This window comes from Paenibacillus sp. N119s, assembly GCF_059447605.1.
On record NZ_JCAJRU010000022.1, the window covers coordinates 1 to 14934 of the forward strand.

The following is a 14934-nucleotide window of genomic DNA, read 5'->3' on the forward strand; positions in this document are numbered from 1 at the left end:
TCCGTCAAACCGTGATGCTTATGTCATCCGTATTGTCATGAGTTATGATACCATCGCTTCTGTTATATCCAAGCAATTGATTAGCTTAGTAGCCATTTCCATTGTTCTTTTGGAGGTTGTGATCATTGGAAGCTATGTGCTCGCCAGCTTATTTGTTCGTCCCATTCAGTCAATTTTGGGGAAAGTGAACGAGATGGCTGACGGTCATTTTGATACACGGCTACAAATTAAAGGTGGTCATGAGCTTGCACAGCTCGGTGAGCGGATTAATGCGATGGCCTACAATTTAGGGATGTATACGAGAAGACTTGAACAGATGTATGAAGAAAACCGTTCTGTAAAAGAGCATCTAGAATCAGTTATTAATCAGACGGCAGATGCCATCCATGTAACCGATCAGGAGGATTGTGTTATTCGGGTCAACCATGCATTCGAAGCTTTGTACGGATGGACCAAGAAAGAGTTGGTTGGCCGTAAGCTGGAGTTTGTACCTCCGCAGCTACAGGAAGAGTATGAATTTCAGAAGGAGAGCCTGCTTCAGGGAGAAAGCATCGTATCAAGTGAGACCCTACGAATGCGTAAGGATGGAAGTACAGTAGAGATTAGTATGAGTACGTCGCCTATTCTGGATGAACAAGGCGAAATCTTAGGCTTTATCTGTGTTTCTCGTGATATCACGGGGCGCAATCGGATGGAGGAACTGCTGCGAAGATCAGAGAAACTGACAACTGTAGGGCAACTGGCGGCAGGCGTAGCGCATGAGATTCGTAATCCATTAACCACACTACGCGGCTTCCTACAACTACAGCAGCAAAATCAAGTGTTAAATATGAAACACAACGATATTATGATGTCTGAGCTGGATCGCATTAATTTGATTGTTAGCGAGTTTTTAATACTGGCGAAGCCACAAGCCGTGCATTTTCAGAAAAAAGATGTCCGTTATATTGTGAGTGATGTTATTTCTTTGCTAGATAGCCAGGCGCATCTGTTGGGTATTGTATTCGATCTTCAGGTCACAGACGAACCTGCCTTGGTATATGCTGAAGAAAATCAGTTAAAACAGGTATTCATTAATTTACTTAAAAATAGCATGGAGGCTATGAGTAAAGGCGGCATCATCACAATTCATTTGTTCTTAGAGGGAGAAAACGTTAAAATCGTCATACGGGACCAAGGAAAGGGCATTCCTGCAGAAATGCTGTCCAAGCTGGGAGAACCTTTTGTCACAAGTAAAGAAACAGGTACAGGGCTAGGGCTTATGGTCAGCCAGCGTATTATACAGAGCCACAAAGGCACACTGGATATTGAAAGCACAGAGGGAGAGGGAACAACGGCCCTTGTGCAGCTTCCGATTGCCAAGCCTGAATAACGAGTCAGGGCAGAGGAAGTGTGTTCGTAGAAATGGAGGGTACACAGGTTGCGCATTAACAAGTTTATCAGCGAAACTGGCTTTTGCTCGCGTCGGGAGGCGGACAAGCTGGTAGAGAGCGGCCGCGTGACAATTAACGGCGAAGTGGCCGTACTGGGCAGTCAAGCGGAGGAAGGCGATGATGTTCGTGTGAACGGCAAGCCACTGCGCGATAAGTCCGATCACGTCTATATTGCATTGAACAAGCCAGTGGGCATTACAAGCACGACAGAGAGCCACATTAGAGGCAATATTGTCGATTTTGTGGGGCACCCGCAGCGGATATTTCCGATTGGACGCCTGGATAAGGATTCAGAAGGTCTCATTTTATTGACCAATGATGGAGACATTGTGAATAAGATTTTACGGGCAGAAGGCAAGCATGAGAAAGAATATATCGTAACGGTGGATCGTCCAGTCACACCATCATTTGTACAGGGGATGTCCAGCGGTGTGAAGATACTCGGTCAGCGGACGTTGCCCTGTGAAGTGACGCGTGTATCTGAGCATGTATTCCGTATTATCCTGACAGAAGGGAAAAATCGTCAGATCCGACGTATGTGCGCTGCCTTCGGCTATGAAGTTAAAAAACTGCAGCGCCTGCGAATTATGAATATTCGGCTGGGATCCCTTCAGAAAGGGGCCTGGCGTGATTTAACAGAGGCTGAAAAGCGGGAACTGGGCCAGATGCTTGATTATACGCTTAGCTAATGCAGAGGCCCTCTGATAGCCTATAGCGCTTGGCTCTCGTATATGACAGGCTAGAATACAGGAATCACTAAAGCAAAAGGCACCAGCTGCAAAAAAAATGCGGCGGTGCCTTTGTTCATATAACATATTCATGATCAACCTTCATTCGAGCTTGAGGTAGGACTAATAACTTGTGTACCGTTCTGATATTTGCGAAGAACGGAAATTTCGACACGACGGTTTTTGGAGCGTCCTTCTCCAGTTTGGTTGCTTGCCAAAGGTCGATACTCGCCATATCCGATGGATACAAACTTGGTTGGATTGAGCTGCGGATTCAGCAACAAAATACGCAAAAAATTAAGCGAGCGTTTGGCACTCAAATCAAAGTTGGACGGGAACTGACTATTGGAAATAGGTACATTGTCTGTATGGCCGGATACGATAACATCATAGCCAGGGAACTGTTGAAGCATGCTGGAAATGGACTTGGCCAGCTTCCTTGCCTCCGGCTTTACTTCGGCCTGCCCGGATGAAAACAGGGCATTATCACTAATGGTGATCATCAGCTGGGATTGGTTCAGCTTGGTGTTCAGCAGAGTGGACAGACCGTTATTTTGAATGTATTGATCCATTTGTTTTTTAAGCTTCTTTAAATCTTCTTCTTCCCGCTGAGCGAGTTGCTTCTGCAGATCAGAGGTAGAAGTGGCTTTCGATTTTAATGGTTGTGATACTTGTTCTTTATTTTTGCCCATATCCATCGATTGTGATGACGGATTCGCGGCTGAGTGATCCAGCACGCCCGTACCGCCACTAAAAGCTGAACTTAGGGATTGAGCCATAGTTTCGAATTTTTTGGCATCGAGCGAGCTCATACCGAATAAGACAATAAAAAGAGCCAACAGAAGGGTCATTAAGTCGGAATATGGCAACAGCCAGCTTTCGTCAGCATGCTCTTCGTGCGGTTCATGTCTCTTTTTACTCACTGGAATCGCCATCCTTCTGGGTCATTGTAGCCCGTTCGGTCGGAGTCAGGAAGATCGTCAGTTTCTGACTGATGGCAATCGTAGATATCCCCGATTGAATGGAAAGCAGACCTTCGACCATCATTAATTTAAGCTCGACTTCTTTTTTGGATAACCGTTTCAGCTTGTTGGACATCGGATGCCACAGGACATAACCTGTAAAAATACCGAGCAACGTCGCAATAAAGGCTGCTGCAATGGCATGAGAGAGCTTTTCCATGTCACTAAGGTCGGCCAGAGCGGCGATCAGACCTACAACCGCACCAAGTACCCCGAGTGTTGGAGCATACATACCAGCTTGGGAGAAGATCAGTGCACCAGAGCGATGTCGATCCTCCGTAGCATTGATATCCTCCATCAGAACGTCCCGTACGAATTCCTGATCATTGCCGTCAATAATCATTCGCATGCCGCCACGCATAAAGGGATCGTCGATTTCCTCTACCTTGGATTCCAAGGCGAGCAGACCTTCACGACGGGTAATGGATGCCCACTCGGTAAACGTACCGATGAGCTCTTTGCGGTCTAACAGTTTTTGTTCGGTGAAAATAACCTTGAACAGCTTCGGAATCCGCTTGATTTCTGCCATCGGGAAGGCCATAAATATACTCGCTGCCGTTCCGACGAAAATAATCATGTAAGCAGCGGGGTTGTTGACCAGATTGACGACCGGAGCGCCTTTTAAGATCATCCCGACAACCAGTGACACAATCCCGAGCACAAGTCCGATAATGGTTGAAATTTGCATGATACACCTCATCCATGAGAATAGATTTTGAATCCTTTCATGCCGCATGGGTCATCCTTGCCCCAAGCGCGTCATTATGAGACGGATTATAGTATTTATCGACAAAACTCTCTTTTTTGTTAAGGGCGAATTTCCGGTATAATAAGGTGATTGGGTATTGAATGGCTGAACCACTGGAGGAAATAGCATGGGAGTAAAGCATGGGCGCGAGTATGAACAAATTTTGAACGATTTGACAGAGGCTGTGGGACGCATCCCAGATAGCTATGAATTTTTTGAAATGGAAGCAGAAGATTGGGACAGGCTGGACCCGGCGGGGCGTCAGGAGGTCAGTGAAGCTTTGGCAGAAGACTTATTTTATGCACTGGGTGCAGAGCCCATAATCACTGTAGGTAGCGGCGTTGTGATTTATGAGCCGGAGCAGCACCGGATTTATGTACTCATCGGAGATGAGGAGCTGACGTCGGTCCCTTTGATCTAAAGGACGTCTGATGGATTTATCAACGGGGCCGTGGTAATATGTACACCAATATATCGTAGTTTTGGCCGCATGAAGCGGCTGAAAGGCTTCCGTATAAACGGGGAGGAGTTCGTAACATGCCTTTTACACAAGAAGAGATTGAAGCACATCTGGAGAAACTGGAGGGCTGGGAACTAGAAGAAGGACGATGGATCGTTCGGAAATACAATTTTTCCAGTTTTATGAAAGGTATTGCATTCGTGGATGAAGTTGCCGCTATATCTGAGGCATTTAATCACCATCCATTTATTACGATTGATTACAAGACCGTGACTCTGCGTTTGACCTCTTGGGACGATGGCGGTATTATGGCTGTAGATATTAAAGAAGCCCAACAATATAATGAAGCTTTTGAAAAAATGCGCAGCGGTCATTAAGTTTGTAATGATCTGTCGTATATGCTAAAAGCGCCTTCGCTATACAACATCGCGGTTGTATAGCGAAGGCGCTTTTATTTATAAAGCCCGGTTCTAATGTTCAGGATAATATACCATACAATGGAACGGCTTTCTGCCATCTGGAGTCTGGCGCTCATAGGTATCGGTCAGCTCGAATCCAGCTGCCTTATAGGCTCGAATAGCCCGTTGATTCCACGTGAGCACCTCTAGGTCAATCTCATTCTGCGGGTGGCGTCGTCTGGCTTCCTCGGCAATGGCCCGGACAAAGTCGGAGCCTGTGCCATGTCCGCATCTTTCAGGACGCATTCCAAGACCCAGCCGGGTCACACCAACCATAGGAAAATATTGAGCAAATCCCGCAAGCTTATTCTCTGCGTCCAGTACGGCAACATATTGCTCTTGGCGAAGCGTAGGACTCCCAAATTCGACTTCAAGTGCCTTCATTTGTTCCCATGGAAGCCAGCCATATATATTGTAGGGGGGATCATAGCGCCACTCACAGATTTCAGCCGCTTGATGCTCGTCCATCGGCACGATCCGGTAGTTGGATATTGAGGCAGGCACTTTTCCATTCCTCCTTTTGCGTACTTCAATCATTAACAACAGATTGTAGACAAGTTAAAGAGGAATGGCAAGCGTGTTTATTTCGTACCTAAGTCGGGTATACATTCAATAAGAAGGAATTTACCGTTCAATGCTCCCCCAGCGGTGACTGTAAAACCGACGATGTTCGCTAACACTGAAACCTTTTGAGGCGTCAGTTCGTCAGTATTGATAATCATGACTGATGTAGTGGACATAAAAAACCGCAATTCGATTCCGGCCAGAATCAAATTGCGGCTAGGGTTAGCTTGCTGTGCGGTGGTTATTCTACGTTGTCGTCATCAGGAATTTCTGAAGCTACAGAATGGTAAGCGTCTGTGCTCATAATTCTTTTTGCACCGACAAAACGGTTAGCGTAATAATTTTCGTTCAGTGAGCTAACTACTACACCACGTGAAGTCGAGGAGTGGGCGAATTTCCCTTCACCTACGAAGATACCTACATGGGAAATGCCTCTTCCTGTGGTGTTGAAGAACACTAGGTCTCCTGGTCTCATTTCATCACGGGATACAGAAGATCCCATTTTGAATTGTGATCCAGATTGATGCGGCAGTTTAATTCCCAGTTTGTTGAATACATACATTGTGAAGCCGGAGCAATCGAATCCCTCGAGTGTAGTGCCTCCGCTTCTGTAGCTCGTTCCTTTGGCATCTTGGATGACCTGGTCCATCTTGGAGTCTGCGAATGCACTGCCGCCACCGAAAGTAAAGGATGTAAAGGCAATGGCGAGACCCATAGCTGCGATCGTTAGCTTCTTCTTCAAAAAAAATATACCCCTTCCAATTGCCTGCGAGGTTAGCTTAAGGATTCGGTAGAAGGTTCCCCTATGACCACTCTGTTGCGAGATCAATTCACCCAAACTGGTTCCCCCGCTTCCTAGGTGCCAGGAATTAGGCTTAACTTAAGATGTGCACCTTGGAGAGCAGTATTCACGACAACGATGTTTTTAAGATAAAGGTTACAATAAAGATTACAAAGTTGTTACTATCAGTTCACTGCGATTATTGTAACAAAGACAGCAGGCTTTGGCAAATGTTTCATCGCAAAAAGTTACAAAAAAAATCTGTTCCTAACATCGTAGGAACAGATTCTGTTAACAGTATTCAGTTATGTGTCGTGAGGACGGGGAAGAAAAAGTTTTTTTCGACAGCTGAAAATGCAGAAGATAGCATAAAGAGAGGGGTTAACTCCTGCTGGAGATATCGATATGCCATAGTCGGTACTGTGAACTGATATGCCACAGCCTGACTAGACTGGTAACAAAATGATACGATTGCTGGAGAATCAGCGCCAACATACCAGTCCAAATCATCGCCACGGTGCCAAATAGACCGAAGACCAGTAGCACACAAGCACCGAGCAGCAAGGATACGCCGACAGCGGGAAGAAGCTGGCGAAAGAAGGCGAGCAGGGACGATAGTACGGTGTGACCACTGACTGTGCCCAATTGCATATACAGGATGCACTGCCGAATGAACCACCCGTAAGCCATCCACCCAATGGCATAGGGCAACAAATGCAGCAGGTAAGAGGAAGATTGCAGGGTTCCTGCTACAATAGGATAGAGTCTTGGTACCACCCAAAAGGCGGGGAGCAGCAGCAGACCCAACTCGATGATGTAATACAACAGCGATGACATACCATGCCGTTTCATCCCTTTGAAGAAGGACAGGCTTTGCGGTTCAGTTGCATCGGTATACAGGCTTTGATAGATGCCGGCTCTAATAAAGGGTGTGATCAATATACGCAATACGGTTGCCCCTAGTAGTATCCATAAATATACGTGCACTTCTCGGCTGTCCATCAAGGCGATCTGGCCCTCCATCCAAAACAAGGTCCTTCCCAACTCGTTTTGGCTCTGATCCGGATAACGAAGCAGCAGCGGGATGACAGCGGATTGCACCAGCCGATAGAGAAATACCCCCCACAGCAGACGATATAGAAATAAAATGATAACGATATAAAAGCGTATGCGCACTAGCGCCCAGCCTTCTTTTATAACAGTCCGCATCTATAGACACCTCACCATGACAGACTTCCAAGCAGTGTCTCCAACAGCTTGGTTACACCTATACTCCAACGGGTTTGTTGTTTTTCGTTCAATTCAGCCTTCAGGTTATTATTAATATGCTTGTTCTCCAAGGCAATAGTGTATAGAGGATCGACGGCTACAGAGGACACGGGGGAGCTGCTTTTGAGTCGAAAGGTTGTACTTTTGCCCGTACCGTCCCATGCCTTGAATATCGTTGTGCCATCCTTGAAAGTAAATTGAACAGGGATCTTAGGATAATCTGCTCCTTTTTTGCTGAGCGTCACGACTGCTTCATATCCACTCTCCAACTTGCGGTTCATAATGCGATCGACAGAGAAGTCCGCCATCTGGCCGTCATATACATACTGTTCAAAATAGTGGCTCCATGAGCGTCCAGTCACCCTCTCCACAACACGCTGAAAATCCTGTGAGGTCGGATGCTTGAATCGGTACGTCTGGACGTAGGTCCGCATAATTCGGTCCATTTTCTTCATACCCACCTGACGTTCAATGCCTCGTAGTACCAACTTGCCTCGTGAGTAGGCATTCTGTGCATACTCAGCCGCTGATCCGTACTTCCAGGACTCGCGGTTTAGCGGCTGCGGAGAAGCTACCTGTCCCGATTGTAGCGGCAAGTTGGGGATAAGCCCATATTCTTGCTCCATGAGCCGTTCTTCTGCATAGGAGGTAAAGCCTTCATCCAGCCAAGGCTCCTCAAATTCATTGTTGGCTACCATTCCGTAAAAATATTGATGCCCAATCTCATGAACCAGCGTCCGTTCCAGATTATAGCCGGGGTTCAGTTGGTCCGCAGCTGCGGCCGTGATCAGTGTCGGATATTCCATACCGCCGGCTCCACTGCCTGTTTTGGGTGGAACGACGATGGATAGAGTGGAATATGGGTAAGGCCCGTACCATTTGCTATAGTACGAAAGGGCAGCCTTGGCTGCGCTCATGTAACGTCCTTTGAGCTCCTTATGAGATGGGTCCAGATAGAGCTTGATTTTGACACCAGGAATCTCAGTGGAAGAAAAGGGTTCTTCTACAGCTACAAAGTTGGGTGAAGCAGACCAGGCAAAATCGTGTACATCATCGGCGTAAAATTGATATATTTTCTGGCCGTTCTGTCGTACCGCACCACGGGTGGGAAATCCGGTCGCTGCTACGATGTATGTTTCAGGCACTCGAATCCGTATGCTGTAAATTCCAAAATCGGCATAGAACTCGGAGTTGCCATGATACTGATGGAGGTTCCAGCCCTCCTCGGCGCGCCCACGTTGTCCCGCGGTCTCATAGACGCTGAGCTTTGGAAACCACTGTCCAGCCATTACAAAATCATCTGTCGCACCCATACGAGCGAAAATGCCAGGCAGTTTGACTTCAAACTTCATATATAGTGTGATTTCTTCGCCACCTCGCACCGGCTTGGGCAGACGCACCTTCATGAGTGAACGGTCGCTTGCGTTACCATCGTCTGGTTGTACATATTGAGTACGGTGCATGAGAGATAAACCGTCTTCTGTTTTTAGTTCAGTCAGCGTCATGGAGCCAAAGCCGTCTTTGGGCATGGTGTCTCCGCGCAGCTTTCCGCCGGATTCCTTCATAAAGGTAGTTTCCATGGAAGAGAAGGCATTTGGGTATAGATGAAGATACAGATCATTCACAGTTTTCTTGCCCGGATGCTTCCAGGTCAGTGTCTCAGTGCCTTGCAAAACTCGTCCTTTTTCCAGAGATACATCAATGTGGTACTCTACCACCCGCCTGCTGAGAACTTCCGTAGCGGGCTGTGGAGGGTTTTTGGGCAGGTCGGGCAGGATGTTGGCCCCTAGAGACTTGCCCATATTTGGCGTAAGCGCAGACTCAGATTCGTAGTCGTATAGTGGTTTGCCTGCGGACAGAGGGGTGGATTGCGATTGGGGCTGCCATGCAAACCATAACGTTCCTGCTAGAAGTCCGAGGGCTAGTGTGGACAATAAAACGATTTTGGCGCGTGCTGGGGTCATACAATGGATACCTCCCGTTGACAAGCATCTACAGCATGTATATGTTTGCTTTCAGGAGATTATTAGTTAAAATATTTATAGTGTAGAATGAGTGTGAAAACGGAAATTGGAGGCCTAGTGACACATGAGTGAAAATCAGCCGGACGGCAAAAAGCAGATTGCACTGAATATTGTCAGTGGCAAGAGTAAACATAAGGGCTTCGGCGCAGGCTCAATCGACCTGAACAGCATGTCCCCGGTCATCATTGACCGAGGCGAGGCGAAAATTGATATCGGTGCCATGCATGCCAAAAGTAAAGTAGAACGTGGAATCAAGTTCTCTACGAATAAAGAAGATGTACCGAACGGACGCCAGGTATGGCTGGTATGGGTAGCTGTGGATCGTACGCCCGAAGGACGTATGTACGGTGGCGCGACCGCCTGCGAGATGCTGATTGATGACGAAGCCAAACGGGGATGGAAAATCCTCGCTGATCATGTTAACCGTATGGATTACGCACTCAAGCGCCGTTTCATGCTGGATGATCTCAGCAGCGAAGATAAAGCAGCGCTCAAAAGCCTGCTGATTTCGCATAACCCGGAATGGTGGGAGTCTTCGCCTGAGGAATTGAAGCAGGCGCTAGAAGGGTAGGCCAGCTTTTACACAGTAAATCCTATGAGAAGCAACCCGATTGGAATCTTTGTTTAAGCTTTGCGAAGCCTTCAATTGGTAGCTTTCAGAGCAGTCGGCAGTAAGGTTCAGGAGTAGACCGATACCTTGGTTGGGGGCGGTCTACTTCTTTTTCATGTAGGTAATAAATATGTAATTATGAATTGATAATTCCTTGACATCATGGAAAGGCATTCACTATAATTCAAATAGAAATCGGTTTCACCCCGGTTTTATTAAAGTATTTTGTGGAACCGGTTCCTAAGAGGGTATAGTTATTTCCTATGGCTGTTTATGAATGTAATCTCTAAATAAGGTGGCATCGTTATGTTTAAATGGTTGAAAAAGAAGGCGGCTCCCCGTATTGAAGAATTCGACATGGTAGCGCCGATTAAAGGAAAAGTGGTCTCCCTGGAAGAGGTTCCAGATCCTGCGTTCTCTACGAAAGCTATGGGCGACGGCATCGCTATCCAGCCGTCTGAAGGCAGGGTCACTGCTCCTTTCGCAGGAAAAGTTGCTCATGTCATGGAAAAAAGCAAGCACGCTCTGATCATTGAGCATGAATCCGGCGTACAAGTGTTGATACATGTCGGAATTAATACCGTCTCCCTCAAAGGACAGGGATTTAATCCTCATGTACAAGTAGGAGATAGCATTAAAGCTGGACAATTATTGATGGAGTTTGATCTGGATGCGATCCAGCAGGGTGGACTGCCTGTAATTACTCCGGTCATCGTTCCAGACGGGCAGGATATGATCAGTCATGTGGAAATACTGGATCATTCATCTGCTTCTCCAGATGTACCTGTATTAAGGGTTCATTTAAAAGCATAGCTCTCATTCAGAAAAGACTAATCAGGAATTCCTGGTTTGTCTTTTCTTTAGATGATTCACTGACTGGTCAAAGGAAGGCCTTCGATAAAACGGATTAATATTTGAACTGGAGATGCAGAAGCCCGTTTATATTTGTTAAACTACCAATACAATAATTATTTGTGAATTTATAAAATATTTGCGTGGCGGTTAAGAGCGATGACGTGAAGAAAATTTATTTTGTTAGACATGGCCAAGCAACCGGACAGGAATGACCCGCAGTTTGGTTTTGAAGAATGGAAAAAACTTTCCAATCCCGACGTGTATTTGCTAGAACTGAATGAAGCGGAAGCTAAGATTCATAGAGTGTGGAGTATAGATTGGAGTAAGTAGGATAAGTTCACTATAAGTACAGAATGGTTTCAGAAGGGGAGACGCATATTGAATACAAATCGTTTTGTAGAATTAGAAAAGGCATTGTTTCAGGCCTGGTCTTTGGAGTCTAGCTCTAAATGGACAGCCAATAATCCTGCAGCCGGACATTGTGGAGTCACAGCGCTCGTCGTTCAGGACAGGCTTGGCGGTGATATTTTGAAGACATGGCTGGATAGCAGCTGGCATTATTACAACCGAATCGGTGAGGACATTATAGACTTCACGGAGTCGCAATTTTCAAGCCTTCCACAGTATCAGCATGTACAATCCAACCGGGAAGAAGCCTTTTCAGACACCAATGCAGAGCAGTATGCAGCCTTGAGCCGGAGATTAGGGGAAACTCTTAACGAAAAGGTATAGGTGTAAGTAAGATATCTCCACAGAGAACATTAGCTTCTAGACTATAAGGAGGGAGTATGATTAACAAATATATAGCAGTTGCGGTGATCATCCTAGCAATTGTATGTGGCTTGCTACTGAATTCTTCTAAACAAAACCCAATACCATTGGACCAACAGACATCAACCCCACCTAGTAAAAAGTATTCAGGCGAGAAGTATGTGCCAAGATATAGTTACAAAAAGGTAGATGATCAAAAGGCTGTATTAATGACATCTAATATTCTTCATGCTACATCGCTGGAGGAGGAGAGCAGTGCTCAATTTAGAGGAGCGCTAATTACTTTATTCGGACAGCCTCAAAGGACATCGAAAGATTTGGAAGAAGCTTATGGGTACATAATTAAAGCAACAAATTCGACTGGACAGAGCTGGATATTGACTGCATACGAAGGACCAGGCGGTCCTGCTATAGGGGGAGATACTGAGAAAGACTCTATAACAGAAGTTGCGCAGGATTTGCTGAATCTTATTGAAGCCACAAAGCCTGCCAATTTTGAAGATGAGGGCTATTATGAGGATACAGGATCTACTATTCGTTACGGATGTAAGAATCAAGTCTGCTATTACCGTGAAAGCACTACAGAGCAACATGCAACGGGGGAGTAAAATGACGGTCTGAACAGTAAAATGCCAGAAGTAGATCGGTACCTAGTTGAGGGCGGTCTACTTCTTTTTCGTGTAGGTAAGTATTATTGCTTACGAATAAAACTAATGCAGCCAGTGGCTGGGAACGCTTAGAGACGAGGGCAGTTTGGTTTTACCATTGCCTTTAGCTGAATTTAATTGCGCTTGTGTAAGAAAGATACTTCCTTCCAGATTAGCCCCACTTAAATCAGCATCTCTAACATCTGCCCCGATAAGGTCACTCATGCCTAAATCAGCCTCACGCAGATCAGCAGCAATCAGTAGAACGCCTCTCAGGTTGGCACCTCTCAGATTAGCGCCTCTTAAATTGGCCCCGATAAGGTCTCTACTCTTGATTTTTTTACTAAGTTTAGGATTCTCCACGTTTCCCCTAAATTTTCCTCGCACTAACTCACTTGTTTGTACAAGTAAATCATTGACTAGCGCCCTATGGGTGGGTACATGAAGATCTATGAGGGATTTGGGGTCTTGATCCGTAAGCTGCTCGGTTTTCGTCATTGCTTCTTGTAACTCGGTATAGATGGAGTGAGTTTCTTTTAAGCTAAGGGCTTCATTTAGGTAATAGAGCATTTCATGGAGCTGCTGCATGATGGGAAATAGATTGAACATTTCTTCGGCTATTGCCGGATCGTCTCTCCAGCTTTTTCCGTTGTATACAACTTGGGAAATTTTTTGACCTGCCCCAAAGCAATCATATACGGTACAGCCTCGCAAGCCGTTGTTTCTTAGACTTTTATGAATGCCACAGCGATAATCCGCATTTAGGTGTTGGCAGGGAGTCCCTCCATCCTTGTTAAAGGCAAAATCGGCAGATTTGGCATAAGGCAAGGCGACACAGCATAAACCAAAACATTTTTCACAATCGGCGGTATACAATAAACACACATCCTTTTATTAGCACCTACTAAATGTAATAGTACCAAAAAAAGATGGGTTATGGTTTATTGCTAAGTAAAATAGATCAGTTACCCTTTTGCCAGATTTAATTGCCATGAAACACCGTATTTGTCTTCGACCCAACCAAATTGTTGGCTTACGGGTGAGGCTTCAAGGGGCATTAGAACTCGGCCTTCTTGAGATAGCTGATCAAACACACGATGAATCTCTTCTTCCGAATCACAAGTGACGAACAGTGATAGAGCTGGGGTAAAAGGGTGTTTGTCCTTATGGTTATAGTCTATAGCCATAAAGGTCTGCCCTTTGAGGTTGAACACGGCATGTAACACGGACCCATCTTCCTGATGAAAAATGCTGATGATACCAGATGGCTTAAAAACAGAGGTATAATATTGCATAGCCTCCTCTGCTTGACCGGGGAACATGAAAAACGTTGTGATTTTTGGGATAGAATCCTGCATCAGATCAACTCCCTCAAGTGGATAATAGATGATAACATCTTTTCTCTTTTTTAATAGAAATATTCAGGACTAGAGACGTGCTTCATAAAGAAATATAGGTGTACTCAGGAAAGGGGAGACTGGATGATGAACGCGACAGCAAAGCTTGTTGAGATGATGGGTTCAGGCAGGAAACTGGACGCCAGCATTATTTCTGCCTATGCGAATGTAGTTGCCCAATACGGAACCGTGGAGGATGCTTGGAAGTTATATTGGCTTTTTGTAGAAGACCCTGATCACTATGTCAGGGGTTTGTTACTTGGGCCGATCATGAGATGCGGAGATGTTGCTCTGGCTCAGGATATGTACGAGCGTTACGTTCGAAATCAGGCATCACCGGAACATATACCTGATGGTGTGCTGCATGTGTTAGGTTATTTAGGTTATGTGGAAGCTGCGGCTGACCTCGCCGCATGGGTGAACGGACCATATGGAGCAGCATCTGTAGATGCTTGTTTGGGACTCGTACATCTTCCATGCGAATCGTTCCGTGAACGTCTGGCGACTGAATTGGAACAAGCAGTAGATCAGCATTTATTTAATGAGTACTTGCCTCTACTAAGCTTTAAATGCACTACTGAGGACATGGTCGCGCGATTGGTGCATTGGGGAGAGCGACATGCTTCCGTAGACTGTAATGCGGGAATTATTGCTGGAATTGCACTGTATGGAGAAAAGCAGAGGGACACGATTCGATCTATATTGTGGAATCCGCTCTGGGAGGCTCATGGAACGGCTACGGGAAGTTGTGTGTGGTCTTATTTTGCGATGCAGCATGTAGGGCTGACCTTTAGCGAGCTTATTCAGGATATAAAAAGCTACGATGTATCCAAAGCAGGTGTACAGGCCTTGGAGTATCGGTTGGAAGTGTTGTATGAAATGTTGGAACTAAAGCTTAGCTATAGAGCTCGACCGATCCGATTTGCTCGTTGTAACGAGGAATCATTCGTTCAGCTCTATGGCGATTTGTTTAGCTGGTCTACGGAGCATAAGGATGACTCCATGATAGGCTGGATGAACGAACGTTTGGGATATAAGCACCGGCTGCTGGAACAGTATGATGAGCTCAGGAAACGGATCGAAATTAAAATGGTGCATGAAATAGAGCTGGAGCATGTTCGAACGGGAAATTAATCGGGCTGGGATATGAAGGGATTTGACATAAAA

At 45.8% G+C, this 14934-nt stretch carries 19 protein-coding genes and 1 riboswitch; of the genes, 10 read left to right on the forward strand and 9 right to left on the reverse strand.

The features are described 5' to 3' along the window. Together AC5V8P_RS04910 and rluF are read left to right on the forward strand one after the other, a co-directional pair. On the forward strand, positions 1–1372 hold a 1372-nt coding region (locus tag AC5V8P_RS04910; RefSeq protein WP_495473567.1), incomplete at its 5' end, for a PAS domain S-box protein. Positions 1373–1420: 48 nt separating this feature from the next. Then, the gene (rluF, locus tag AC5V8P_RS04915; protein WP_063212165.1) at positions 1421–2122 is read left to right on the forward strand and encodes a 23S rRNA pseudouridine(2604) synthase RluF; all 702 of its coding nucleotides are present in this window, start codon (positions 1421–1423) and stop codon (positions 2120–2122) included. A 134-nt stretch (positions 2123–2256) separates the two neighbouring features. On the opposite strand, the gene motB is transcribed toward rluF, so the two are convergent. Continuing rightward, positions 2257–3084, reverse strand: coding sequence for a flagellar motor protein MotB (gene motB / locus AC5V8P_RS04920; RefSeq protein ID WP_064795689.1), 828 nt, complete (start codon positions 3082–3084; stop codon positions 2257–2259). Further along, positions 3077–3871 (reverse strand): flagellar motor stator protein MotA, encoded by a 795-nt coding sequence (motA, locus tag AC5V8P_RS04925; RefSeq protein WP_025723780.1) that lies wholly within the window; start codon positions 3869–3871, stop codon positions 3077–3079. Before motA ends, motB begins: the two co-directional genes overlap by 8 nt. A gap of 187 nt (positions 3872–4058) precedes the next feature. On the opposite strand from motA, the gene AC5V8P_RS04930 reads away from it, so the two are divergent. Next, the gene (locus tag AC5V8P_RS04930) at positions 4059–4352 is read left to right on the forward strand and encodes a hypothetical protein (protein WP_063212162.1); all 294 of its coding nucleotides are present in this window, start codon (positions 4059–4061) and stop codon (positions 4350–4352) included. A gap of 116 nt (positions 4353–4468) precedes the next feature. After that, positions 4469–4768: a 4a-hydroxytetrahydrobiopterin dehydratase gene (locus tag AC5V8P_RS04935; RefSeq protein ID WP_063212161.1), complete on the forward strand. Its 300-nt coding sequence runs from the start codon at positions 4469–4471 to the stop codon at positions 4766–4768. A gap of 93 nt (positions 4769–4861) precedes the next feature. Here the strand turns inward: AC5V8P_RS04935 and AC5V8P_RS04940 are convergent, their stop codons facing one another. The 5 genes from AC5V8P_RS04940 to AC5V8P_RS04960 all read right to left on the reverse strand — a co-directional run bounded on the left by AC5V8P_RS04940 (position 4862) and on the right by AC5V8P_RS04960 (position 9427). Next, a complete protein-coding gene (locus AC5V8P_RS04940; RefSeq protein ID WP_064795688.1) occupies positions 4862–5353 on the reverse strand; it encodes a GNAT family N-acetyltransferase in 492 nt (163 codons plus the stop codon). Between the two features lie 77 nt (positions 5354–5430). After that, positions 5431–5589: a hypothetical protein gene (locus AC5V8P_RS04945; RefSeq protein WP_196771807.1), complete on the reverse strand. Its 159-nt coding sequence runs from the start codon at positions 5587–5589 to the stop codon at positions 5431–5433. A 65-nt stretch (positions 5590–5654) separates the two neighbouring features. Next, positions 5655–6155: a C40 family peptidase gene (locus tag AC5V8P_RS04950; protein WP_063212159.1), complete on the reverse strand. Its 501-nt coding sequence runs from the start codon at positions 6153–6155 to the stop codon at positions 5655–5657. 6 nt (positions 6156–6161) lie between these two features. Continuing rightward, positions 6162–6299: riboswitch (cyclic di-AMP (ydaO/yuaA leader) on the reverse strand. Positions 6300–6575: 276 nt separating this feature from the next. Further along, positions 6576–7403 (reverse strand): hypothetical protein, encoded by an 828-nt coding sequence (locus AC5V8P_RS04955; RefSeq protein ID WP_063212158.1) that lies wholly within the window; start codon positions 7401–7403, stop codon positions 6576–6578. Between the two features lie 11 nt (positions 7404–7414). Then, on the reverse strand, positions 7415–9427 hold the full coding sequence (locus AC5V8P_RS04960) for a M1 family metallopeptidase (RefSeq protein ID WP_064795687.1): 2013 nt from the start codon (positions 9425–9427) through the stop codon (positions 7415–7417). A gap of 124 nt (positions 9428–9551) precedes the next feature. Here AC5V8P_RS04960 and AC5V8P_RS04965 point away from each other — a divergent pair, with 124 nt between their 5' ends. The 5 genes from AC5V8P_RS04965 to AC5V8P_RS04985 all read left to right on the forward strand — a co-directional run bounded on the left by AC5V8P_RS04965 (position 9552) and on the right by AC5V8P_RS04985 (position 12331). Further along, on the forward strand, positions 9552–10058 hold the full coding sequence (locus AC5V8P_RS04965) for a YwhD family protein (protein WP_064795686.1): 507 nt from the start codon (positions 9552–9554) through the stop codon (positions 10056–10058). A 345-nt stretch (positions 10059–10403) separates the two neighbouring features. After that, positions 10404–10910, forward strand: a complete 507-nt coding sequence (locus tag AC5V8P_RS04970; RefSeq protein ID WP_063212155.1) for a PTS sugar transporter subunit IIA — start codon at positions 10404–10406, stop codon at positions 10908–10910. 228 nt (positions 10911–11138) lie between these two features. Continuing rightward, positions 11139–11282 carry a hypothetical protein gene (locus tag AC5V8P_RS04975; protein ID WP_231116744.1) on the forward strand — a complete coding sequence of 48 codons (144 nt, stop codon included), beginning with the start codon at positions 11139–11141 and terminating at the stop codon, positions 11280–11282. Between the two features lie 48 nt (positions 11283–11330). Next, complete coding sequence (locus AC5V8P_RS04980; protein WP_063212154.1) at positions 11331–11684, forward strand: YunG family protein; 354 nt, start codon at positions 11331–11333, stop codon at positions 11682–11684. Between the two features lie 56 nt (positions 11685–11740). Next, complete coding sequence (locus tag AC5V8P_RS04985; RefSeq protein WP_231116743.1) at positions 11741–12331, forward strand: hypothetical protein; 591 nt, start codon at positions 11741–11743, stop codon at positions 12329–12331. Positions 12332–12433: 102 nt separating this feature from the next. Here the strand turns inward: AC5V8P_RS04985 and AC5V8P_RS04990 are convergent, their stop codons facing one another. Continuing rightward, a complete protein-coding gene (locus AC5V8P_RS04990) occupies positions 12434–13246 on the reverse strand; it encodes a pentapeptide repeat-containing protein (protein WP_064795685.1) in 813 nt (270 codons plus the stop codon). Between the two features lie 89 nt (positions 13247–13335). Further along, a complete protein-coding gene (locus AC5V8P_RS04995) occupies positions 13336–13728 on the reverse strand; it encodes a VOC family protein (protein WP_064795684.1) in 393 nt (130 codons plus the stop codon). Between the two features lie 123 nt (positions 13729–13851). Between AC5V8P_RS04995 and AC5V8P_RS05000 the strand changes: the two genes are divergently transcribed. After that, a complete protein-coding gene (locus tag AC5V8P_RS05000; protein WP_064795683.1) occupies positions 13852–14901 on the forward strand; it encodes a hypothetical protein in 1050 nt (349 codons plus the stop codon). The last annotated feature ends 33 nt before the right edge of the window (positions 14902–14934 follow it).